At 54.8% G+C, this 22,695-nt stretch carries 22 protein-coding genes and 1 tRNA gene; 18 read left to right on the top strand and 5 right to left on the bottom strand.

Translation table 11 applies throughout. The features are described from left to right. Window positions 1–27: 27 nt before the first annotated feature. Window positions 28–115, bottom strand: a tRNA-Leu gene (locus IY73_RS00200). 141 nt (window positions 116–256) lie between these two features. Next, entirely contained in the window at window positions 257–1,324 is a 1,068-nt protein-coding gene (locus IY73_RS00195; RefSeq protein ID WP_053962607.1) for a quinone-dependent dihydroorotate dehydrogenase, read from the bottom strand. Between the two features lie 172 nt (window positions 1,325–1,496). Here IY73_RS00195 and IY73_RS00190 point away from each other — a divergent pair, with 172 nt between their 5' ends. The 7 genes from IY73_RS00190 (at window position 1,497) to hisG (ending at window position 6,415) form a co-directional block, all read left to right on the top strand. Next, complete coding sequence (locus tag IY73_RS00190; RefSeq protein ID WP_082345549.1) at window positions 1,497–2,324, top strand: undecaprenyl-diphosphate phosphatase; 828 nt, start codon at window positions 1,497–1,499, stop codon at window positions 2,322–2,324. Beyond that, window positions 2,324–2,920, top strand: coding sequence for a DUF3090 family protein (locus IY73_RS00185; protein WP_053978639.1), 597 nt, complete (start codon window positions 2,324–2,326; stop codon window positions 2,918–2,920). The genes IY73_RS00190 and IY73_RS00185 overlap by 1 nt, the downstream gene beginning before the upstream one ends. A gap of 130 nt (window positions 2,921–3,050) precedes the next feature. Then, window positions 3,051–4,295, top strand: a complete 1,245-nt coding sequence (mshC, locus tag IY73_RS00180; protein WP_053961290.1) for a cysteine--1-D-myo-inosityl 2-amino-2-deoxy-alpha-D-glucopyranoside ligase — start codon at window positions 3,051–3,053, stop codon at window positions 4,293–4,295. Window positions 4,296–4,313: 18 nt separating this feature from the next. Further along, a complete protein-coding gene (locus IY73_RS00175) occupies window positions 4,314–4,511 on the top strand; it encodes a vitamin B12 dependent-methionine synthase activation domain-containing protein (protein ID WP_390175771.1) in 198 nt (65 codons plus the stop codon). Window positions 4,512–4,552: 41 nt separating this feature from the next. Continuing rightward, on the top strand, window positions 4,553–5,224 hold the full coding sequence (locus IY73_RS00170) for an HAD family hydrolase (protein WP_158408661.1): 672 nt from the start codon (window positions 4,553–4,555) through the stop codon (window positions 5,222–5,224). Between the two features lie 43 nt (window positions 5,225–5,267). Continuing rightward, complete coding sequence (locus tag IY73_RS00165) at window positions 5,268–5,531, top strand: phosphoribosyl-ATP diphosphatase (protein ID WP_053961288.1); 264 nt, start codon at window positions 5,268–5,270, stop codon at window positions 5,529–5,531. A 23-nt stretch (window positions 5,532–5,554) separates the two neighbouring features. Continuing rightward, window positions 5,555–6,415, top strand: coding sequence for an ATP phosphoribosyltransferase (gene hisG / locus IY73_RS00160; RefSeq protein ID WP_053961287.1), 861 nt, complete (start codon window positions 5,555–5,557; stop codon window positions 6,413–6,415). A 55-nt stretch (window positions 6,416–6,470) separates the two neighbouring features. Here hisG and IY73_RS00155 read toward each other — a convergent pair whose 3' ends face one another. Then, window positions 6,471–7,334 carry a RecB family exonuclease gene (locus IY73_RS00155; protein ID WP_082345245.1) on the bottom strand — a complete coding sequence of 288 codons (864 nt, stop codon included), beginning with the start codon at window positions 7,332–7,334 and terminating at the stop codon, window positions 6,471–6,473. Between the two features lie 61 nt (window positions 7,335–7,395). Between IY73_RS00155 and IY73_RS00150 the strand changes: the two genes are divergently transcribed. The 11 genes from IY73_RS00150 (at window position 7,396) to IY73_RS00100 (ending at window position 19,839) form a co-directional block, all read left to right on the top strand. After that, window positions 7,396–8,235, top strand: coding sequence for a tRNA (adenine-N1)-methyltransferase (locus IY73_RS00150; RefSeq protein WP_053961286.1), 840 nt, complete (start codon window positions 7,396–7,398; stop codon window positions 8,233–8,235). An 88-nt stretch (window positions 8,236–8,323) separates the two neighbouring features. Further along, window positions 8,324–9,976 (top strand): proteasome ATPase, encoded by a 1,653-nt coding sequence (gene arc / locus IY73_RS00145; protein WP_082345547.1) that lies wholly within the window; start codon window positions 8,324–8,326, stop codon window positions 9,974–9,976. Then, window positions 9,969–11,531, top strand: coding sequence for a depupylase/deamidase Dop (dop, locus tag IY73_RS00140; protein WP_158408660.1), 1,563 nt, complete (start codon window positions 9,969–9,971; stop codon window positions 11,529–11,531). The genes arc and dop overlap by 8 nt, the downstream gene beginning before the upstream one ends. Beyond that, window positions 11,531–11,716, top strand: coding sequence for a ubiquitin-like protein Pup (locus IY73_RS00135; protein ID WP_053961283.1), 186 nt, complete (start codon window positions 11,531–11,533; stop codon window positions 11,714–11,716). The genes dop and IY73_RS00135 overlap by 1 nt, the downstream gene beginning before the upstream one ends. Window positions 11,717–11,719: 3 nt before the next feature. Then, the gene (gene pafA, locus IY73_RS00130; protein ID WP_053961282.1) at window positions 11,720–13,096 is read left to right on the top strand and encodes a Pup--protein ligase; all 1,377 of its coding nucleotides are present in this window, start codon (window positions 11,720–11,722) and stop codon (window positions 13,094–13,096) included. Window positions 13,097–13,110: 14 nt separating this feature from the next. Further along, on the top strand, window positions 13,111–14,100 hold the full coding sequence (locus IY73_RS00125; RefSeq protein ID WP_158408659.1) for a helix-turn-helix transcriptional regulator: 990 nt from the start codon (window positions 13,111–13,113) through the stop codon (window positions 14,098–14,100). Further along, window positions 14,097–15,023: a WYL domain-containing transcriptional regulator gene (locus tag IY73_RS00120; protein WP_053978633.1), complete on the top strand. Its 927-nt coding sequence runs from the start codon at window positions 14,097–14,099 to the stop codon at window positions 15,021–15,023. Before IY73_RS00125 ends, IY73_RS00120 begins: the two co-directional genes overlap by 4 nt. A gap of 47 nt (window positions 15,024–15,070) precedes the next feature. Continuing rightward, on the top strand, window positions 15,071–15,382 hold the full coding sequence (gene tatA, locus IY73_RS08720; RefSeq protein WP_063665709.1) for a Sec-independent protein translocase subunit TatA: 312 nt from the start codon (window positions 15,071–15,073) through the stop codon (window positions 15,380–15,382). 33 nt (window positions 15,383–15,415) lie between these two features. Beyond that, window positions 15,416–16,459, top strand: a complete 1,044-nt coding sequence (gene tatC / locus IY73_RS00110; protein WP_237023739.1) for a twin-arginine translocase subunit TatC — start codon at window positions 15,416–15,418, stop codon at window positions 16,457–16,459. Then, window positions 16,434–19,064 (top strand): DEAD/DEAH box helicase, encoded by a 2,631-nt coding sequence (locus tag IY73_RS00105; protein WP_053978632.1) that lies wholly within the window; start codon window positions 16,434–16,436, stop codon window positions 19,062–19,064. The genes tatC and IY73_RS00105 overlap by 26 nt, the downstream gene beginning before the upstream one ends. A gap of 16 nt (window positions 19,065–19,080) precedes the next feature. After that, window positions 19,081–19,839: an SDR family NAD(P)-dependent oxidoreductase gene (locus IY73_RS00100; protein WP_053961278.1), complete on the top strand. Its 759-nt coding sequence runs from the start codon at window positions 19,081–19,083 to the stop codon at window positions 19,837–19,839. Window positions 19,840–20,028: 189 nt separating this feature from the next. Here the strand turns inward: IY73_RS00100 and IY73_RS00095 are convergent, their stop codons facing one another. Next, entirely contained in the window at window positions 20,029–21,354 is a 1,326-nt protein-coding gene (locus IY73_RS00095; RefSeq protein ID WP_053978631.1) for an acyltransferase family protein, read from the bottom strand. 8 nt (window positions 21,355–21,362) lie between these two features. Then, a complete protein-coding gene (locus IY73_RS08705; RefSeq protein ID WP_053961276.1) occupies window positions 21,363–22,694 on the bottom strand; it encodes a bifunctional precorrin-2 C(20)-methyltransferase/precorrin-3B C(17)-methyltransferase in 1,332 nt (443 codons plus the stop codon). Window position 22,695: the final 1 nt, after the last annotated feature.

Here is a 22,695-nt window from a genome sequence, read left to right as displayed (position 1 = left end):
CTACCAAAGTGCAGGGTTCTTATTTTGTGTCCGAGGGGGGACTTGAACCCCCACGCCCGTTCAATTGGGCACTAGCACCTCAAGCTAGCGCGTCTGCCTATTCCGCCACTCGGACTCACTGTGTAATTATCAATCGCGATCCTGTGCAAAACAGTCTCACGAGGTTGCTCGCATTAATTTACTGCAAACTTTGCCTGAACCCCAAATCGCCTGTACAACGTTAGTCTCAGAAGCGCACTCACGACCTGGCTAGGTCCTATCGGACGGCTGACCCTACCGCGTCAGACAGAGAAGAGAATCCATTCTCACGAAGCTTCTTCGCCAAGCCTTTGTGAATCCGCCGCATCCAGAACGGTCCCTGGTAAATGAACGCCGTGTACCCTTGGAGCAAGTCAGCACCATGGGTAATGCGCTCCCACGCATCGTCAACGCTCTCAATTCCACCACAGCCGATGAGGACGAGACGTCCCTGGGTCTTGGCGTAAATACGATCAAGAACCTCTAGTGCACGTGCCTTCTCCGGCTGCCCAGAGATGCCTCCTGCCCCCATGTCAGCTACCTTGGCGATATCGGTGCGTAGACCTTCCCGGGAAATCGTGGTGTTGGTGGCGATTATTCCGGCAAGCTGTAGCTCCAGGGCAAGATCGGTCACCGCATCAACGTCCTCGTTGGAGAGATCCGGGGCGATCTTGACGAGTACTGGGACGTCGGACACCGCCTGGACACCTTCGAGGATGGGGCGAAGCGATTCTACAGCTTGGAGATCTCGCAAACCTGGGGTGTTAGGGGAGGAAACGTTCACCACCAGGTAGTCCGCCAACGCACTCACAAGACGCGCTGAGGTGCGATAGTCCGATACTGCTTCTTCCGGGGGAACAACTTTCGTTTTGCCGATATTAATACCGGTGACAGTAGTGCCACGGCGCCGACGGAGGTTGTTGGCTGCATAACCGGCACCATGGTTATTAAAGCCCATCCGATTCAACAACGCCCGATCCTCTGGTAGCCGAAACAGACGTGGTTGTGGATTGCCAGGCTGCCCAGCAGCCGTCACAGTGCCCATCTCTGCATAGCCGAACCCCATCGCACCCCATGCATCGGAAGCAGCGGCATTCTTATCGAAACCAGCGGCTAGACCCAGCGGTGCGGGAAAGTGAACCCCAAACAAATCCTGTGCAAGAATCTCGTCGTTGTAGCTGAAGATTGGGCGTGCCAAACGTCCTAATACAGGCACCAGATGGAGCGTCTTAATCATTCCAAACACGAAGGTGTGGATCTTCTCTGGGGGAAGAAGGAACATTGTCCGCTTCACAACGTCATACAACACGAGGTACCTACCTGCCGGATTGAGGACTGTCATGTCTATCTTGCCATTGTTTGGGTTAAACTGCTGAACAGACCGGTAGGAACGACATTCTCCGGCAGAGACACAGCCGCTGACACCGAGCTATGCTCGAAATACACAGCACGCACCACAAGGAGCAAGTGTGGAGACCATGAATTGGGCACAGACAATTGTGCTTTCCATCGTGCAGGGTTTAACGGAATTTCTTCCGGTGTCCTCCTCCGGCCACCTCAATATCGTTTCTCGCCTTTTCTGGGGTGAAGATGCTGGTGCATCCTTTACCGCTGTTATCCAGTTGGGGACGGAGCTTGCTGTTCTAGTCTTTTTTGCAAAAGATATTTTCCGCATCGTCAAAGCCTGGTTTAAGGGGCTATTCCACAAAGAATGTCGGGACCACTTCGACTACAAGATGGGTTGGTATGTCATCGCCGGTACTCTCCCTATCGGCATTATTGGGTTCCTCGGAAAGAACCTTATTCGCGACAACGCCCGCAGTCTTTGGCTCACCGCGAGCGTCCTCATCATTTTCTCCTTTGTGTTCTTAGCCGCCGAAAAATGGGGGCCGCAGAAGCGTGACTTCGACCAGCTCACCTTGAAAGACTCCGTCATCATGGGTTTCGCCCAATGCCTAGCACTAATTCCAGGCGTATCCCGCTCCGGTGGAACCATCTCCGCCGGCCTCTTCATTGGTCTTAAGCGCTCTGTTGCTACCCGTTACAGCTTCTTACTCGCCATTCCGGCAGTATTAGCTTCCGGTTTTTTCTCTCTTCCCGATGCGTTTAACCCAGAACACGGGCAGGCCGCTAGTGCCCTCCAACTCGGTACCGGCGTTGTGATTGCCTTCATCTTGGGCTACGCCTCTATTGCCTGGCTACTGAAGTTTGTGGAAAAGCACTCCCTCAACTGGTTTGCTGGCTACCGCATCATGGTTGGCATCATCGTTCTTATCTTGCTGGGAACCGGGGTGCTTGCTGCATAGTGTCCCGTCACCTCTTTGTTTTCGACCATCCCTCACGTTGCATCGTCGGTGCAATCGGAGAATATCCCGACCAAAGCTACTACCTGCAAGTCACACAGGATGAGCAGCTTATTTCAGTGGAACTCGATGCACTGCAACTGCGACTCATTGCCAAACGAATCGATCAGCTGCTGGATGATATTGGGGACTACTACAACCTTCGTATCCCGCACCGGTCCCGGCGACTAGAGGATCTCTCCCCACTGGATATGCCTCTCGATTCCGAATTCCTCGTAGGAACCATCGGACTGGCCTGGGGTGAAGAAGAATCAGCCATTATTCTCGAACTTCTCGCTTTTACTGCCGGCGACTTCGACGAGTCTTTCATGATGTCTGATGACGCGGAGTATGGCCCCGACACTGTGCGCATTCTCCTGCACCCTCAGCTTGCCCGACAGTTCGCGCACCGCACCACTGTGGTGTACACGGCCGGACGCCCACTCTGCCCCCTCTGCGGTGAACCAATCGGCCCAGAGGGTCACATCTGTGCACGACTCAATGGCTACCGTCGCGACCTTAGCGACGTAATCGACCGCCTCACTGATTATCAACGCTAGGTTGTGAGCATAACGTCGCACCGCCGTGCGGCTGAGCGGACCAAAGAACCGCTAAAGACGCAATTTTTTCCTCTGCGTGCAACCCTCACCTGACACGACGATAGGGGAGACGCCCAGTAGACTAGACGCTATGTACGCATGGCCTTCTGTTTCAGTACCTTCTCTCGCTGGTACACCTGTTCCGCTCCAGCTTCGTGACACTTCCCGCGGAGATTTGGCTCCCGTCACGCCCGGAGAAACCGCGGGACTCTACGTCTGTGGTATTACTCCCTACGACGCGACACACCTCGGACATGCAGCCACTTACGTCACCTTTGATCTCATTAACCGCATTTTGCGAGACAACGGACACAAGGTGCTCTATGTCCAAAACGTCACTGACGTTGACGACCCGCTATTTGAACGTGCCCAACGCGACGGCGAGGATTGGCGCGAGCTGGGGAACGAGCAGACCGACCTTTTCCGAAGCGATATGGAGGCGCTACGGGTCATACCGCCAGATCACTACGTTGGAGCTACTGAGGCAATCGATGAGGTAGTGGAGTTTATTCAGAAACTCTTCGATAACGATGCGGCCTATCAGATTTCTACAGATGACGATCCCGACTATCAGGATGTGTATTTCCCGGTAACGGCCACCCCACATTTTGGCTACGAATCCGGTTATGACGCTGACACCATGGCGCACTTCTTCGCGGAACGTGGGGGAGACCCAGAGCGCATCGGAAAACGCCACCCCCTTGACGCCCTGCTGTGGCGTCAACAGCGTCCAGGTGAACCCGCGTGGAATTCCCCCTGGGGAGCAGGCCGCCCTGGTTGGCATATCGAATGTGCCGCCATTGCGCTGAACCGTCTGGGCGCCTCCTTCGACATTCAAGGAGGCGGCTCAGATCTTATCTTCCCTCATCACGAATTCTCCGCCGCCCACGTTGAAGCTGCGACCGGCTGCGAACGTATGGCACGACACTACGTCCACACCGGAATGATTGCACTCGACGGAGTCAAAATGTCGAAGTCCCTGGGAAACCTCGTTTTTGTCTCCAAGCTGCGCGCTCAAGGAGTGCATCCCAGCGCCATTCGACTAGGCATTTATGCCGGCCACTACGCTGCCGACCGAGACTGGTCCGACAGTGTGTTAGCAGGCGCAGTCGCCCGCCACCGTCGTTGGCGTGACGCATGCGCACAGCCTGTTGGAGTGCCGGCCGCAGCGACCGTCCAGAAAGTCCGAGACGCCCTTTCTCATGACCTCGACACACCGCGTGCCTTAGCCCTCATCGATGTCTGGGCAGACGAAACGCTCCGAGGGCTTGGGGATGACACAACAGCTCCCGCCACCATCCTTGCTCTTCTCGATAGCCTGCTGGGAGTTCACTAAATGGAGAACAACACAGCGCTGCTCAACGCCATGCAGCGCCGCGTTGTTATAGGTGACGACGTCTGCCCCAACCTAGAAGACCGTGAGAAGATGATGGAATTACTCGAACCTAAGCGAGCGGGTATCGTTCTGTCGGAGGAATACCAGTTGCACCCCGAGCAGTCTACAGACGCTTTCATCCTCTACCATCCTGAGGCGAAGTACTTTAACACTTAATGCACGGTATCAACCTGGACAGTAAAGAACGGATAGTACGCGTGAGCACTCTCAAAGCAGTTCTATGGGACATGGACGGAACCCTAGTCGACACTGAGGTCCTCTGGGATAAAGCTATCTACAGCACTATGGAGCAAGTGGGGGCTCCTCTTACTCCAGAACAACGTGTTCTTACCATCGGCATGAGCATGGACAATCTTCTGAACGCTCTCGCCGGGTTTGCGGGCGGCGCTGACCTTAACCTCATTCGCACTATCAATGACAAGATCATTGCTGCGATGGGTGATCTCTACCAGACGGAAATGCAGTGGCAGCCCGGAGCTATGAGCATCATCCAGGAGATTCGAGCAGCTAGCATTCCCCAGGCACTCGTCACCAACACCCAGCGTGTTCTTACTGACCTTGCACTTCGTAAAGTGGGTAAGGAGAATTTTGCGGTGAGCGTCTGTGGAGATGAAGTGCCCTCCGGTAAGCCTGCTCCCGATCCTTATCTCCGTGCTGCGGAGCTACTTTCGGTATCGCCCGAGGAATGCTTGGTTGTTGAAGACAGTATGACCGGCATTGCTTCGGGGCGTGCTGCTGGCTGCCATGTTCTTGGCATCCGTACCGAGAATCCTCTTACTCCCGGGGCGGGCTATGATATCTGGGAGTCTCTCGCTGGAGTTACCCTTACTGATCTTCAACGTTACGTCGGGAACTCACAGCCCTTCTAGACCGAATAACTCCGCACGTCAGAAAAGTGGAATAATACGAATCGTGAAGAAATTTGAAGACCTATTCGCTGAACTCCTAGAAAAGTCCGTGAGCCGCCCTGCGGGCTCCGGTACTGTTGCTGCACTCGATGGAGGGCTCCATTCCCTTGGTAAGAAGGTGATGGAGGAAGCCGGCGAAGTATGGTTAGCTGCTGAATACCAATCTGATGACGAACTGTCTGAAGAAATCTCGCAGCTTATCTACTGGCTTCAGGTCATTATGGTGAAACGCGGTCTTACTCCCGCCGACATCTACAAATTCCTCTAATCGACATCTGAAAGGTAGCTGCCGTGCTGCGCATTGCTATTCCGAACAAAGGCGCCCTTTCTGAGCCTGCTCAGGAGATGCTGAAGGAAGCCGGGTATCGTACTCGAGCTGACCGCAAGGATCTCACTGTAGTTGACTCCTCCAACGGAGTAGAGTTTTTCTTCCTCCGCCCCAAGGACATTGCTATCTATGTTGGGAGCGGCCAGCTAGATCTTGGCATCACCGGTCGTGACTTGGCGATCGAATCACAGGCACCCGTTCGGGAACGACTTGGTTTGGGATTCGGTGGTTCGAACTTCCGCTACGCAGCACCTGCGCATGAAGAGTGGAGTGTTGAGCAAATCGAGGGAAAAACCATTGCTTCCGCCTACCCGAACCTCACTCGTGCCGATCTTGCGTCACGTGGTATCAGTGCTACCGTCATCCGCTTGGACGGAGCGGTCGAGATTTCCATTCAGCTTGGCGTAGCCGATTGCATCGCAGACATCGTAGAATCCGGACGCACTCTGCGTGCCCATGGCCTTGCCCCCTTCGGTGAACCCCTCTGTGTATCCGAGGCGGTGCTTATCGAACGTGATAGTACCAAGGAAGATACCCCTGAACTGGCTCGCGCCAAGGAAACACTCGCAGGCCGTCTACAAGGTGTCTCCTACGCAAAGAAATATCTCATGCTGGACTACGACTGCCCACGAGAGTTGCTCGATGAAGCCATCGCGCTTACCCCCGGTCTTCAGTACCCGACAGTGTCCCCGCTCTCCAATGACGGCTGGTGCGCAGTACGAGCAATGGTTCCCCGAAAGGGGATCAACGCTCTTATGGACGAGCTGCACACTCTTGGTGCAAGCGCAATTCTCGCATCTGATCTCCGCACATGCCGTTTGTAGCAGCAGAGCTGTAGATTTTCCGCTAACCCCCGACGAGCTCACCGCTCATAGGGCGTTAGTTATGGGATTCCCCAGGCCAACCAGGATAGTCTGGTAGCTTTCCGCCGAATTCCGGGCAGTACTGTTGAAACGCACACCAGCTGCAGAGCTTTGACGTGCGTGGAACGAAGTCGCCGGTCGCTCCACACTGTCTAATATCGTTCCAAAGACGTACGACTTCACGCTCAGTGTTGAGGAGATCAGCCGTAGACGGGCGACTTACCATAGTCTCGCCTGTTTTCAGGTAGATGAGTTTCATCTGGTCGGGCACAGTGCTATGCACGCGCCAATACATCAGACTATAAAGACGCATCTGGAAAATGACTGACCCGGAATAACGGGGGAGTGGCTTCTTCCCAGTCTTGTAGTCGACTATCCGTACTTCGCCCGTTGGTGCGATATCTAATCGATCCATGAATCCTCGCACCGGCGTGGCATCTGGCAGCACTGCATGGATGTATTGTTCGCGACCGGTAGGGTCAAACTTACGGGGATCCTCGACGCGATAGTAGTTGAAGACCAAGGCGGCACAGTCGTTCAGGAATCGACGCTTCTCCCCGACAGGGACTACTGCCGGTTCTTGCTCTGTATGGAGCGCTTCAAAAGTCTCCGGAAGCAGCGCAATAGCAGCATCGGGAACCCGCTCAGAGGGTGGAAGATCAAAAAGCTTCTCGAACACGGCATGTACTATAGTGCCTTTAAATTGCGCTTCGGTGGTGGGCTCAGGAAGTCGATCAATAGCACGGAAGCGGTACAGGAGAGGGCACTGGCGGAAGTCGTTAGCGCGAGAGGCAGATAAGGCCAGAGGCTTAGATGCAGTAGGCTTAGGAAATTGAGAGGCTTCCCCCGAAGCTTCATCCTGGGTCCGTTCGTTCGTCATATTTGGCAGCGTACACGGTCGCAGTGACACAGCATTTCCGGAACCGGATCAAAGGAGAAGAATGCGTTCTCAGGGCCCTTTCGCTGAAGGTGACCGCGTACAACTGACCGACTCAAAGAGTCGGCACATCACCCTCACCCTCCAAGCGGGCGGACGTTACCACACCCACCAAGGGTTTATTGCCCATGATGACATTATTGGTCAGCCCGAGGGATCCTCGATCGGATCCTCCGCTGGTGGTAGCTACTTGGCGCTGCGCCATCTTCTTGTCGATTACACCCTCTCGATGCCGCGTGGAGCAGCAGTCGTCTATCCCAAAGATGCTGCCCAGATCTTAATGGAAGGGGATATTTTCCCCGGCGCCAGAGTCCTCGAAGCAGGTGCTGGATCTGGTTCACTAACCTGTTCATTGCTGCGGGCAACTGGCCCTACCGGACACGTCTACTCTTACGAGATCCGTGGCGACCATATGGAGGTAGCTGAACAGAACGTCGTCGAGTTTTATGGCGAGCACCCGAACTGGTGGACACTCCAGCAGGGAGATCTAGCTGAGGTCACCCAAGAAGACATTCCGGACGGTGTTGATCGCATCGTTCTCGACATGCTTAGCCCTGAGGCATGTCTTCCCGCGGTAAAGGATCTCATCAATCCCGGTGGTGTCCTTATTTGTTATGTGACGACGGTGACGCAGCTGTCACGTTTCATCGAAACACTTCGCGAACAGCAGTGCTGGACTGAACCCCGAGCATGGGAAAGCTTTGTGCGGGAGTGGCACGTAGTGGATCTTGCCGTACGCCCTGAGCATCGGATGCAAGCGCATACCGCCTTCCTCATCTCCACACGACGACTTGCGGATGGCACAAAACCTCTTCCCCCTCGGCGAAAAGCACGGCGCTCCTAAGGTTTTCTGGGCTACTCTAGAAGCACTTATGCTGTCCCCTTTGCGGGTCGTCACCGTTACTACCAACAATCTTTTTCACTGCACCATTATGACTGAAGTAGATGACCTCAAGACCAAGCTGCATAGTCTTGAGACGCGCAACATTAAGCTGGCTGAGCTCCTCAAGGCTTCTCGTGAACAAATCAACGAGTTAAAAGAAGAGCTTGATTCCCTCTCGTCCCCACCCACCGCGTTTGGGGTCGTGCTCAACCCACGACTGCTGGACAATATGGACCTCGACAATAAGACGGCAATGTCTATCGATGTCTTCACCAGCAACCGGCCAATGCGTGTCTCTTTGAGCCCCAACATTAAGATCACCGATATCCATGTGGGCACTACCGTGCGATTGAACGACGCCCTCATTGCTGTGGAGATTGTTGATACCCCTGCGGCTGGCCAGATCTTCAAAGTGCAAGAAATGGTCAACGACACTCATGCTCTGGTCGCCAACCACACGAATGAAGAACGTGTAGTCATGTTGGCACAGTCCCTTGTCAATGGAGTAGAGACTGAACAGGGTGTTCGTAAGGTGCGCATAGGTGACTCTCTCATCGTTGATGAGCGTATGAACGTGGCACTACATCACGTGGAGCGTGGTGAGGTAGAGCAGCTCATCCTCGAAGAAGTTCCGAACGTCGCCTATTCCGACATCGGCGGCCTCGCACCGCAGATTCAACAAATTAAAGACTCTGTTGAACTGCCCTTCCTTCACCGCGACTTGTATGCCGAATATGACCTACGCCCACCCAAAGGTGTACTGCTCTACGGCCCTCCTGGTTGTGGTAAAACTCTGATCGCTAAAGCCGTCGCTAATTCATTAGCTCAGCAAATTGCAGAACGACAGGCAGCTATGGCAGGCGAAGAGCAGCCTCGGAAGATGCGCGCTGAATCCTTCTTCCTCAATGTGAAGGGTCCGGAACTTCTCAACAAATATGTTGGTGAAACAGAGCGCCAGATTCGACTCATCTTCCAGCAAGCACGGGATAAAGCGAACGATGGCACTCCCATGATCATCTTCTTCGATGAGATGGATGCGGTGTTCCGAACCCGTGGTTCTGGCATCTCTTCCGATATGGAGAACACTGTCGTACCCCAGCTGCTTGCCGAGATTGATGGCGTGGAAAGCCTGGAGAACGTCATCGTCATCGGTGCCACTAACCGAGAAGACATGATTGACCCTGCAATCTTGCGCCCTGGACGTCTCGACGTGAAAATCTGTATTCACCGTCCTGACGAAGATGGTGCCCGCGATATTCTAGCTAAGTATCTCAACCGGGCAGTGCCTCTCTCTGCTGCCACTATCGCTGAGCTGGGTGGGGGAGACACCGACGTTGCCTACCAGGAACTCATTAACCGCACGGTGGCGCGCATGTATGCGCCCATCCCGGAAAACGAATTCATTGAAGTAACCTACCGAGATCGTTCAACTGAGATTCTCTACTTCAAGGACTTTGTCTCTGGCGCGATGCTCCACAATATTGTGGACCGTGCCAAGAAGTCTGCTATTAAGGCAAAACTTGAGGGCAAACCGGCAGGCATCACTGAGCAGTTCATGCTCGATGCTGTTGCCCTTGAGTACTCACAAAACGAAGACCTACCCAACGCTAATCGCCCTGATGAGTGGGCTCGAGTGTCTGGGAAGCGAGGCGAACGGATCATTGATATTCGACTACTTTCACAATCATCGGCCCGTGAGTAAATACGCCCGGTCTCTCGGCACTGAGGTGGAATTCGGCATTGTTACACCAGACACACCCCTCCTCAGTCCGATTTCCAGTTCTACCGATGTGGTGCTGGCGTACGCCTACTCCCTAGGTATGGCTGCTGATACTCGAACTCGCTGGGATTTTTCCCCCGAGCATCCCTTGCGTGATGCACGCGGCTACGACCTGGGTATTGCTCGACCGAGCCCTCGTATCAACCCCAATGCTCCCGGTCTAGCCAACCTTGTCCTCCCCAACGGAGGACGCTTCTATGTAGACCACGCACACCCCGAGTTTTCAACGCCGGAGGTTGCGGACCCGCTCGATGCCGTTATCTGGGATAAAGCAGGGGAGAGAATAGCGTATGAAGCGACAAAGATCCTCGCGTCCCTCCCGGACTCTTACCCGGTAGTGCTCTACAAAAATAACGTTGACGGCAAAGGAGCCTCGTACGGTGCACACGAGAACTATCTCGTAAAACGTTCCTTAGACTTTACGACGCTCGCACAACAGCTTATGCCGTTCTTTGTTACGCGCACGGTCTACACTGGGGCTGGTCGCGTTGGGATTGGTACCACTAGTCAGGCCGCCGGATTCCAGATTTCGCAGCGCGCAGACTATATCGAAACCGATATCAGTTTGGAGACCACCCTTAATCGCGGCCTTATTAATACTCGCGATGAACCGCATGCTGATGCAGACATGTGGCGGCGTCTTCATGTCATCGTCGGTGACGCCAACATGTCGGAGGTTGCCACTTATCTCAAGGTAGGACTGACCATGCTGGTCATCATCGCCATCGAGGCTGGTGTTGATTTTTCTGATCTAGTACTGGCAGACCCTGTTGAGGCGGTAAAAGCGGTCTCCCGTGACCTCACCTTGCAGGTTCCGCTTCCCCTCTTGTCAGGAGGAGAAATGACGGCGCTCGATATACAAGAGCAGTACCGTAGCCGTGTCTACGCTTTCCTGTACGGTAAGCGAGAACCGCATGTTCCGGCTATGTCCCCCCACCACAGCTGTTTTTCGAAAGAACGCACCGAGGACCTCTGTACATGGTGGAAAAAGGTGTTGAAGGATCTCCGCAGTGATCCCATGGCCACCTCCCATTATCTCGACTGGACGGCAAAGCTAGCACTGCTCACCAAGCTTCAAGAACGCTACCAGTGCGGGTGGGATGACGCCCGGCTCACTGCACTCGACTTTTCCTATAGTGATCTCCGCCCTTCCGGTATCTACAACAAGTTGGTTGCTGCTGGCCGCATGCGCCTGATGGTCGATGAAGCGGCCGTTCGCACCGCTGTTACACACGCACCAACGACGACACGCGCCTGGTTGCGGGGTGCTTTGGTGGAAAAGTTCGGTTCAGCCATCGTCGCAGCATCGTGGGACAGTATCTCCGTCGCCGGTCCCAACGATGGCGTGTATACGTTGCGGATTGGCGATCCGCTCTCACTGGGAGAGGCGAACTGCGCCCCTATTGTGGACAATGAAGACAACCCCGAGACGATCCTACGACGGGTATCGTCAGAACTGTTGGAAGGAGAACGATAATGCCACAGGCACAGGTTTTCGGAGGCCACGGTAGTGGCGAGGATGACGTGGAGTTTGGAGGCGGCCAGGCTCACCTGCATGCATCAGTCGACGAAGCCGACGACCTCCTTGACGAAATTGACAGCATGCTCGGTACCAACGCTGAACAGTTCGTCCTTTCCTTTATCCAAAAGGGCGGGGAGTAACTTATGCGTCGTCGCATCGCGGGAGTCGAGACTGAATACGGCATTGCCTGCATGGTGAACGGCAAACAGCGGCTTAACGCCGATGAGATTGCCCACCACTTTTTCACCCCCGTTGTTCACACCTACCATTCGTCGAACATTTTCACGAAGAATGGCTCGCGGCTCTACCTCGATGTTGGGTCTCACCCGGAATACGCCACCTGCGAATGCGACTCCGTTGATCAACTTCTCACCTATATTCGTGCAGGTGACGAAGATATGAATGAGCTTGCTATCCTTGCCGAGCAAGGATTGGCACACGGCACCATCGGTGGCGACGTCTACATTTTTAAAAACAACACCGATGCCTCTGGAAACTCATTCGGCTCTCACGAGAACTACCTTATCGAACGAACCGATGACTTCTTTCGTATCTCTCAGACTCTTATTCCCTTCCTGGTAACACGACAGCTCATTTGCGGGGCAGGAAAAGTCCTCACCGATCCTCACACAGGGGAGACGACCTACCGCCTATCTCAACGCGCAGAGCATGTCTTCGACGGGGTCTCCTCCGCGACAACGCGCTCGCGGCCCATCATTAACACCCGTGATGAGCCACTGTCAGACTCCTCTCTTTACCGAAGGATGCACGTCATCGTCGGAGATTCGTCGATGGCCGAACCTACCACTGCGCTGAAGCTAGGTTCCACCCTCCTTATGCTGGAGATGCTGGAAGAAGGCGTTAACGTCCCCAACTTCTACCCACAAGACCCGATTGAGGCCATCCGTATCGTCTCCCATGGACTGGACGGGCAGGCAGAATTCTCTCTGAAAGCGGGCGGCACTGCGACAGCACTCCAGGTGCAACAGGTGTTCTGCGATGCTGCCACTCACTATCTGGCCCATCGCCCAACCGATTCACAGACATCACGTTACCTATGGGTGGTCGACCTGTGGGCACGAGTACTCGCTGCGGTGGAATCGGGCGACCTGAGCCCCATTTCCGCTGACATCGACTGGGTCATTAAGAAGACTCTTCTCGACCGGCAAATAGCACGTCATGGCATTGATCTTTCTGATCCCCGCTGCGCCAAACTCGATTTGACCTATCACGACATCCGTCCCGGACGGGGCATCTTCCCGCTGATGGAAGCCCGCGGACTCATAAACAGACTCACGGACCCTGCAGAAGTCGAGAGTGCGCGCAGTATTCCCCCCAGTACGACCCGCGCCAACATGCGAGGACGTTTTATCGCACAGTGCCTTGACTCAGAAACTCCTTTCTCCGCTGACTGGACCCATATTAAGCGACTGTCCTACGACCCGTGCGAGTTGGAACTCAATGATCCTTTCGTGCCTATGACACCCAAAGCTGAGTCCCTTATTTCTAGCATTGGATGAATTACCATCGAGGTGTGCATACCCCCAATGTTTCACCGCTAGAACGTCAGCTCAATCTAGTGATCGCGCTTCTCAATACCCCGGGTTATCTCACTGCGGATGAGATTCGCCAAACTGTGGCCGGATACTCTGCAGATAATGGAGAAGCCGGCAGACAAATGTTTGAACGCGATAAGCAAGCTCTCAAAGACCTGGGTATTCCCATCAGCGTGAAAAGCACTGATGGGAAGGGCACTATTCCCGGATATCGCATCCGCAAAGAGGACTACCAACTAGCGCCACTATCCTTCACTTCTGCAGAACGCACCGTCATCAACCTTGCCATGCAGCTCTACACCGGGGATGGCTACGGAGAACTGCAAAGCGGCTTCGACAAACTGCAGCACGACCATGACGACACCCACCCCGGGCTCATCAACTTCGCATCCGCGGCAACCGAGCAAGAACTTACCCAGCTTACTGTCCTCTCTGAGGCAGCAGCGCAACAGAGAACCGTCACCTTCCACTACCACACCGCACAAGCACTCATCTCAGAAGAGCGTGAGGTGGAGCCCTGGGGTGTGGTCGCTGATAACGGCCACTGGTACTGCGTAGGATTCGACCGTAAACGGCGAGCTGTGCGGGTTTTTCGTCTTTCCCGACTGAGCGGGGACGTTACTGTAACCGAAGCTCCAGCTCAGGAAGAACGCCCTCATATTTCCGTACGAGAGATCCTGCGGCAGCAGCTGTCCTCAGTGCGACGCTATGTGTCCGCGCGTGTCGAAGTCGATGCTGACGCCAGTGAAGAGCTGGTACTAGCTGCAGATCAGGTTACTACTGCACCGCACAACCGCGAACGGCGCCATCTCTTGTTCGACGCTGTCAGCTATCAATGGCTGCGGGACGCAGTACTCGCCGACGCTCCACATGCCACCGTGTTGGAGCCTTCAGAGTTGGTACAGGACGTCCGCACCTGTCTCGAGCGAGTTGTCCAACGCTATCAGGCAAGGGAAGCCACCGAATGAAGACCTCACAAAAAGTCGCCCTCGCTCTCGACATTATCCCGTATCTCGCCAACCATGGCGGTATCACTCGCCGTGAAGCAGCTGCGCATTTCGGGATTTCACCCCGCGAGCTCACCTCCATCCTCGAGATAGCGGTCTGCTGTGGCATCCCCGGATACTATGGCGGCGATCTTCTCGATATAGATATTTGGGGCGATAATATCTACGTCTATACAGCGCAGGGATTGGAGAAACCTCTCCGCCTTACGACTGCTGAGCGAGCTGCGCTTACTCTGGCGCTGGAGCACGTTGATAAAGTCCCCGGGCTAACCAACCACACAGCAGTCCACAGTGTGCTCGCTAAGCTGACGGGCCAGCCGTCTGCCTCCAGTGGGTCAGCTGACACAGCTGCACCCACTGGAGGAATACCAGGTGCGACCGAAATCCTCTCGACTGCTATTACCGATAGGCGAGTGCTGACGCTTGACTATCTTCGCGGTACAGGTGAGCTGACACCAGGCCGCCGAGTTTTGCCCTACCGGATCATTATCCGCAAGGGATTCGCCTATCTCATTGCCTGGTCCTTGGATGCGCACGAACTCCGACAATTCCGACTGGATCGCATCGTTCAGCTTCATCCTGACACCCTGTGGGCAGGGGAGGAACCGCTTCACATCGCCGACATTGAGCGCTACTGTACAGATGGCGAGACGGCCAAGGAAGCATACGTCACCTTGCGTCATGACGCAGTCTGGCTGGCAGAACTGCTGGGAATCACCATTACCGACAGTAACTCCAGCACGCTCTACGGCGTGCTGCCGTACTTTACTGAAGCGTGGTTGCTGCGGATGGCACAACGCTACGCAGACTACATGGTGGTATGCCGACCTAAACATATAGAAAAGACTGTTGTGGACCGAGCCGCGCAGGCGTTAGCGCGGTAGACTAGCCATACAGTGAAACCCCCTTATGACGTTAGTTGGAGGACACCATGCCCACTCTTGGTTGGCCGGAAATTCTTATTATCCTGCTCGTTATTATCGTCCTCTTCGGAGCCGCTAAACTTCCTGAACTCGCACGCTCCATGGGGCGTTCCATGCGTATCTTCAAGTCCGAAATGAAGGAAATGAAGAACGAGAACGGGGACGACAAACCCGCTCGCAGGGCCGGCAAGACGAAGAAAGCCGAACAACTTCAGGCCGAACCCGTGGTCGAGGCAGATGCAGTTATCGTCGATGACGACACTATCGTGGTAGAGACGCCTACTGAACCCGTCACCGATCCCGTGAAAAAGGCTGAATAAGCTTTTCCCTCCTCACTAAACGAGAACAGGATCTTGGCTCAAAAAAAACACATCCGCACGCCAGAAGAAAAGATGGCGTTGACGGAGCATTTACGAGAGCTTAGGAAACGCATTATTTTCATCGTCGGGATCATTTTCCTGGCGATGATCTTTGGGTTCGTGTGGTACGACCTGCGTATTGGCGTAATTCCTAGCCTCGGTGAGATTCTGCGGGGACCTTACTGTGCGATTCCCCCAGAAGCACGTCTCCAGTTGGGTAATGACGATACCTGCCGGCTGCTCGCAACTGGCCCATTCGAGCAGTTCATGCTGCGCCTTAAAGTGGGAGCTGTTGCCGGTTGCGTCTTTGCTAGCCCCTTCTGGCTCTACCAAGTGTGGGCATTCATCGCACCTGGTCTGTACAAGAGGGAAAAGAAGTTCGCCCTCCTCTATGTGGGCATTGCGTCATTCCTCTTCATCTGCGGGGCGGTACTAGCCTACTTCGTGGTCGCAAAGGCGTTGGACTTCCTCCTCAATATGGGCAATAACGTCCAGATCACTGCGCTTTCGGGTACGCAATACTTCAATTTCATGTTGGCGCTCATCGTTATCTTCGGTATGAGCTTCGAACTGCCGCTGCTCATCGTCACCCTCAACATCATGGGTGTAGTGCAATACGAGCAACTCAAGAAGTGGCGACGAATCGCTATTTTCTGCCTCTTCTGCTTTGCTGCTTTCGTCACCCCTGGTGGCGACCCCGTCTCTATGACCGCATTAGCGCTTACCTTGACTGTGCTACAAGAGATCGCTATCCAGATCTGCCGTGTGCACGATAGACGCAAGAAGAAGGAACGCCCTGCGTGGATAGACACCGACGACGATAGCGCCTCTCCTTTAGGAACTCCTGATGCAGTTGCTCCTACCACTCTAACGGCAAGTGGGAAGGAGGTAGCTGCTTCAACTATCGCTGCACCGGCGCTGCTGCCGGACGATCAGCCACTAACACAGGTCGATGTCCACGAACGTTGGGCATGGGCCGATGTCGACATCGACGACGAGGAAGCCGCCGACAATGGAACAGACAACGCTCCACGCTAGACAAGAAATTCTCGACGCCTTTATTGCGCGTCGCCCTTTCTCCCTCGATGAATTTCAACAGCGTGCTATCTCCCATATTGCTGAGGGACACAATGTGGTCGTCAGCGCGCCTACCGGAGCGGGGAAAACCGTTATCGCTGAGGCAGCTGCCGTTTTAGCCCTTCACCAGTCTGAAAAACTGTTTTACACAACCCCCATCAAAGCCCTGTCGAATCAAAAATATCGAGACTTTTGTGCGCGGTGGGGAAAAGATAACGTTGGTCTCCTCACTGGAGATCAATCTATTAATGGGGATGCTTCCGTCGTTGTCATGACGACGGAAGTACTCCGTAACATGCTTTATGTAGGCAGCAGCACTCTTCACGACCTCCGCTATGTGGTGATGGATGAAGTGCACTATCTTGCGGACGCCTTCCGCGGAGCAGTCTGGGAGGAAGTCATCCTCTCACTTCCTGATGGCGTCCAGCTCATTGCACTCTCCGCTACTATTGGGAACACCGCCGAATTCTCCGCTTGGATCACTGCGGTTGTAGGCCCCACAAGCACCGTCTGTTCAGACTTTCGACCAGTACCTCTCACAGCTAACGTGCTTCTCAATTCCACGATCTATCCGCTGTTCAGCAAAAACGGTAAGCATGTCTCACAGCACCTGCAAGACCGCGTGGACCGAGTACTCCACAGCCCCAACCACCATGAACGTTTTCCGAACCGAATTCGTATCGTCGAAGCACTTGAACGAGAGAACCTTCTGCCCGCAATCGACTTCATTTTCTCCCGTGCGGGATGCGACTCTGCACTGGCCCAATGTACCCGCTCTCGTCTCACGTTGACGACGAAAAAAGAGCGGCAGCGCATCTACCAACATGTCGACGAACGATGCCACCACCTCTCTGAAGGTGACCGCGAAACCCTGCACTTTTCGCAGTGGAGGGCCGCGCTTGGCCGTGGTTTTGCTGCCCACCATGCAGGTATGCTGCCCCTGTTCAAACAAGTTGTGGAAGAACTCTTCAGTAGAGGACTGCTAAAATTCGTCTTCGCCACTTCCACTCTAGCGCTCGGTATCAACATGCCTGCACGTGCCGTCGTGTTGGAAAAGCTTACGAAGTTTAACGGCACCACCCATGAAGAACTCACCAGCAGCCAGTTTGCGCAACTTATTGGCAGAGCCGGGCGCCGCGGTATCGATGCCACTGGTCACGCTATCGTCTACTACAACCAAGAAGTGGACCTGGACCGTCTCGCAGACCTGTACAATGCGGACCCGTCACCACTTCGCTCAAGCTTTAAGGTTGGCTACAACATGGTCGTCAACCTGCTTGCTCACCATAGCTATGAAGATGCTCGTGTGCTGCTTCACCAATCCTTTGGGCAGTACCAAAACGATGCGGCGGTCGTACACGCGCAACGAGAGCTGACACGGGTAGATAAACAGCTCGCAGCAGTAGACGCCGATATTTCCCCCGAAATGTCCGACTACCTCGACCTTATTGCCAAACTCAACGCGGAGACAAAAGCATGGGAAAAGAAGCGGAACAAAGACAAGCCACGTGCTTCCAAAGGGGCCTTAGCTAAACTGCGTCGCGGTGATGTCATCTGTATCAGTGTCCGGAAGAAACCTATCCTTGGGGTGGTACTCGAACGTCCTCGCAAAAACCGTATTCTCGTCGTGACATCCACTTGGGTGGGAGCAACCCCTCTCTCCAATGTTCGACATAATGGACACTCCCTTGGCCATATCCACCTCGAGAAAAAGTGTGCCGCAGATGATGCACACACCGTCAAGCTAGCCCGTCGGGAACTCGCACACAGTAACATTCGTATCCCCAAAGATGCCCTCCGAGAAAAGAACCTCCATCCTCCAGCCCACCTGCACCATCTGCGAGAGAAGGTACGCTGCCATCCCTTGCACGGCCACCTCACAGAAGCTGAGATTGCCGCACTCAACCGTGATCGAGCCCGCCTACTCCAACAGCGTGAGGCTCTCCAACACCACATTGACCACTCCTCAGGAACTCTCGCCACCAACTTTGTACATGTGTGCAGCATTCTGCATGACGCTGGCTATCTCACCTCGGATTATCAGCTTACTGACGCTGGTACACTTCTCCGGTTCATCTACTGCGAAACTGACCTTATCTGCACAGAAGCAGTGCGCGAACACGCATGGGATGGGTTGGATCCCGCGGAGCTCGCCGCGGTGATCTCAGCGATTACCGGAGAAGCCCGGAAAGAGACGGACCACTACTGGCCTCCAGCACAAACAGAGGTACTCGCCGATACTTTTGCCGATACCCAACGCATCGCCCGTGACATTCACCGCCTGGAGCGGAAACACGACGTGTTATTGTCCCGCCCCCTTTACGGTGGATTAACAACAGCGGTCTACCGTTGGGCGAGTGGAGCCCCTCTCGAAGAGTGCCTCATCGTCGCAAAAATGTTTGGGCTGAGCGTCACCCCTGGAGACTTTGTCCGACATATTCGCCAAATCGTGGACCTTCTGTCACAGCTCACCAAACTCGATACCGCAGAGTATCAACACCTCGTAGACTGTTCTTACCAAGCGAAAAAAGCCATCCAGCGCGGTATCGTGGCCGAATCGCTGTAGAAGGAAAGGGATTCTTGTGAAGACTCTGCAACCCTCGGAAGGTGGCATTCTCCTGCTGGGTGGACGATCCGAAATTGGGGTGGCACTCGCCAGTAGACTCTGCAACGGACGGCCAGTTGTCCTCGCACAGCGACCGTCGCAACAAGATGTTGGAGCTTTTGAAGATCTCCTCCGAGGAGGCGCGCAGCAGGTCTACTGCCTGGAATGGGATGCCCTGACGGAAAACGATCTCACCTCCATCTACGAGCGCGCAGAGAAAGTCTGCGGCATGCCGGTGAGCACCATCATTGTGGCGTTCGGGGTACTGGGGAATCAACATAAGGCGGAGCGTGATCCGAAGGAGGCGTATCGCATTGCGTACACGGATTACACCGCCCAAGTAGTGACGATTACTGCTGCTATCGAGTACCTCCGTAAACATACCCACGGGCTGCTTGTAGCGTTCTCGTCTATTGCCGGATGGCGCGTACGGCGCGGAAACTACGTGTACGGGTCCGCCAAGGCTGGATTAGACGGCTTTCTCTCAGGCCTCATCGATGCCACCCACAAAGAAAAGATCAATGTCGTGATGGCACGACCGGGGTTTGTTATCGGACGGATGACACAAGGTATGGATCCGGCCATCATGTCATCGACAGCAGAACAGGTTGCTGCCGAGGTCTATCAAGCTATTCGGTCTGGTAAACACCGAGTATGGGTGCCCAATCGTTTACGCCTCCTCGCCGCTATCATGCCATTCGTTCCCACCGCACTGTGGCGGAGAATGCCCCGATAATTCATGCCATCGGGCTTACTGCTGCCCCTCCAACTGATCTCGATAGTGATGCTACCCAGCTCATTCACTATGCTCCACTGATACTTGGTTACCCACGTCAGCTTGCCCTCGTGGAGAATATAGTGACGGGTCACTCCGTGACGCTGCACTCACCGCTGCACACGACACTCCGTCACCTCCTCGAGACTGCTAGCATTCCTGTTCCCGTTGGTGGGAGCTTTGGCTTCGCCGCGCATGGTCATCTCCGTCATTGTGATGATGCGCCGCGCGTTCTTCCAAAAGCCCCTTTTCAGAAGCAAGCAATTCGGTAGTAGCGTCTGGCTCGGCAAGCAAAGCTTCGTCATTCTCAGGATGGTATTGGCGGCCTTGCGACGCCGCCTGCGCACGTGCCTCTGCATGGCGTTGCGCACGACGTGCAATACTCTCCTCCACCCAGCGGGTCATCCAGGCAAAAGTGGGAGGGGTGAACACGTAGTCGAGACGAGAACCGCGCACCAGCTCCCGAATCAGCAGAGAAACGCCCGTCACGAAGACCAGCCCAATGAGCGGAGCCCAGAAGTTCATCGAGCTGAGAACGCCCCGCGGGTTCATGAAGAGTTCACCCTCTTGCCAGGTGGACAAGTCACTGCCGGTGTGAATGTCGATTAGAGGGAAGATGTCTTTATAGAAGACCCAGACGAGAATCTCGTTGAGCAGGTAGATCTCCAAGGTATGTCGCCCAATGTAGGAGAGTAGTTTTCCAAAGTAGGTACCGTCTAGTGCTACCGCGATCGCCACGCCAGTAATAAGGCCGTAGCCGATGAGGAGAATGTTAGCGCTGGTGTGCAGGAACTCATTGTTGATGTAGCGGTAGCCTTTCTCCATCACTATGAGCAGTGCAAAGAGAATAAGTGCGTGGTACCAGCGGCTCTTAGCGGCAACGCGGATAACAATCTCGCGGCCGTATAACCCAATGCAGTAAGAGGAAAAGTACATTGCGAGGCGCGTCCACGACCATAGGGGGCCAGCCTGCGCAGAACCTCCAATAAAAGGGGCGATAAGTGTCAGGGCGAAGGACACTGCCAGCACGTAGCGCCCGCGCACATGCCTGCATACCCAAATGACGAAGGTGAAGACCAGCAATGCCATAAGGAACCAAATTCCGTTTTCGGGAAAGATTATTCCCCGGCCCCATTGGCTCCAGAAGTGATCGAGAGAGGTGCCGCGAATAAAGTGGGAGGCCAGCAAAACAATGGCTCCCCACAGAATAAAAGGAACGCCCCACAGCCACGTGCGTTTGACGATGAGCTCAGCAAAGGTAAAGCGCCGAATCTTAGCGGCAAAGAGGCCAGATACCATGAAGAAAAGCGGCAAACGCAAATGGACGAAGTTCGCAGAAACGTTGTACCACAGTCCAGGTGAGTTTCCAGTGTCGATACCCCAGGTCGATAAGTGAAGGAAAACGACCGTGAGAATTGAGATACCTTTGGCGATATCTACCCACACTACACGGGGCTTGACTGGCTTATCTGCCACTACATCTCCTAGTCGTAACGCCGCGGTGTATAAACCCGTTGACGGTCACCTACGGCCACTATGCGCGTGCGGGAGGACCCGACGATAAGCACAGTGCGTATGTCAACATCTTCACTCGTAAAGTCGGCAAGCGTGCTGACACTGTATTGTTCCTGTTCACAGCCTACCGCGCGAACCTTAATAATCAGAGTTTCGGGGCTGCGTGCGTGGTGCAAAAGCTTAATAAAGGCATCGATTTGGTGCGGTCGTGTCCGCGATTTGGGGTTATATACAGCGAATGCCATATCCGCATCACAACAGGCCTGCACACGCTGTGCGATGGTACCCCAGGGCTTCATGCGGTCTGACAAAGAGAGAACAGCAAAATCATGGCCCAAAGGAGCACCCACGTGGGCGGCTGCTGCCAGAGCTGCTGTGACTCCGGGATGAATTTCTATCGGCAGCTGGGCTAGCCTCTCCGCATCTTCACTCTGGGGATCAAGCGTATCGAGAACTTCCATTAGTGCCGTCACCATTCCAAACATACCGGGATCCCCAGACGAAACAACGACCACCCGTTTTCCGCCAGCGGCTAGATCTAGCGCCAGTCGTGCACGCTCGAGTTTCACCATGTTTCCTGAACTGTGGACGTGCTGGTCCTCCCTCACCGAGACTCGTTGTGTATAGGTGGCGTAGCCCACCACATCAGTAGCTTGGGCGAGAATATCCGCCGTGTCCTGGGTGAGAAATTTGGCGTCCCCGGGCCCCAACCCCACGACATCAACACGTCCTTCCGCCGGAGCATTCTCCTCGCGCACAACCCCGTCGGCAAGTGTCGCAGAGGGAAGCAGTACGACGGAGAAGTAGGGGAGTAGCTCCCCCTTACTGAGCGCTTCCGTCAAAGGAATGATGTGTTCGTGTGGCGTGCTGGCATTGCTCACGACGAGAGCGTGCTCTAACCGGTCCGCCGCGCGGAGCGCCGAAACGAGTGTGTCGGTAGTACGCCCCAGTTTTAGGACCGCAAGCGGGTCGCCACTGCACAGTTGGGCGGTGAGTTCTGCAAGGGGCAACGTCGCCGGCACGACACGAAACACGTCGCGATCCTCGCACAATACGCTCCTGGTCGCAGCGGCTGCTGCTTGAATACTGCTGATCCCGGGGATGATGTCGACGGGATAGTCCCCGGTGAGGCGGCGGCTGAGATGCTGTTGTGAGCTATAGATGAGGGGATCTCCAGCCGCGATAAGAGCAACGGTTTTGCCAGCCGCAAGCTCAGCTCGCAGCAGCCTCTCAGCCGTGTCGTAAAACTCTGCTAATGCTCCTTGGTATCCCTCTGGATGGGAGGTTGGTCCAGTGGTCACC

This window comes from Lawsonella clevelandensis, from assembly GCF_001293125.1.
GTDB classification, from domain to species: Bacteria; Actinomycetota; Actinomycetes; order Mycobacteriales; family Mycobacteriaceae; genus Lawsonella; species Lawsonella clevelandensis.
The sequence above is the reverse complement of the archived record's forward strand: the minus strand, read 5'-3'. Positions and strand labels throughout refer to the sequence as shown.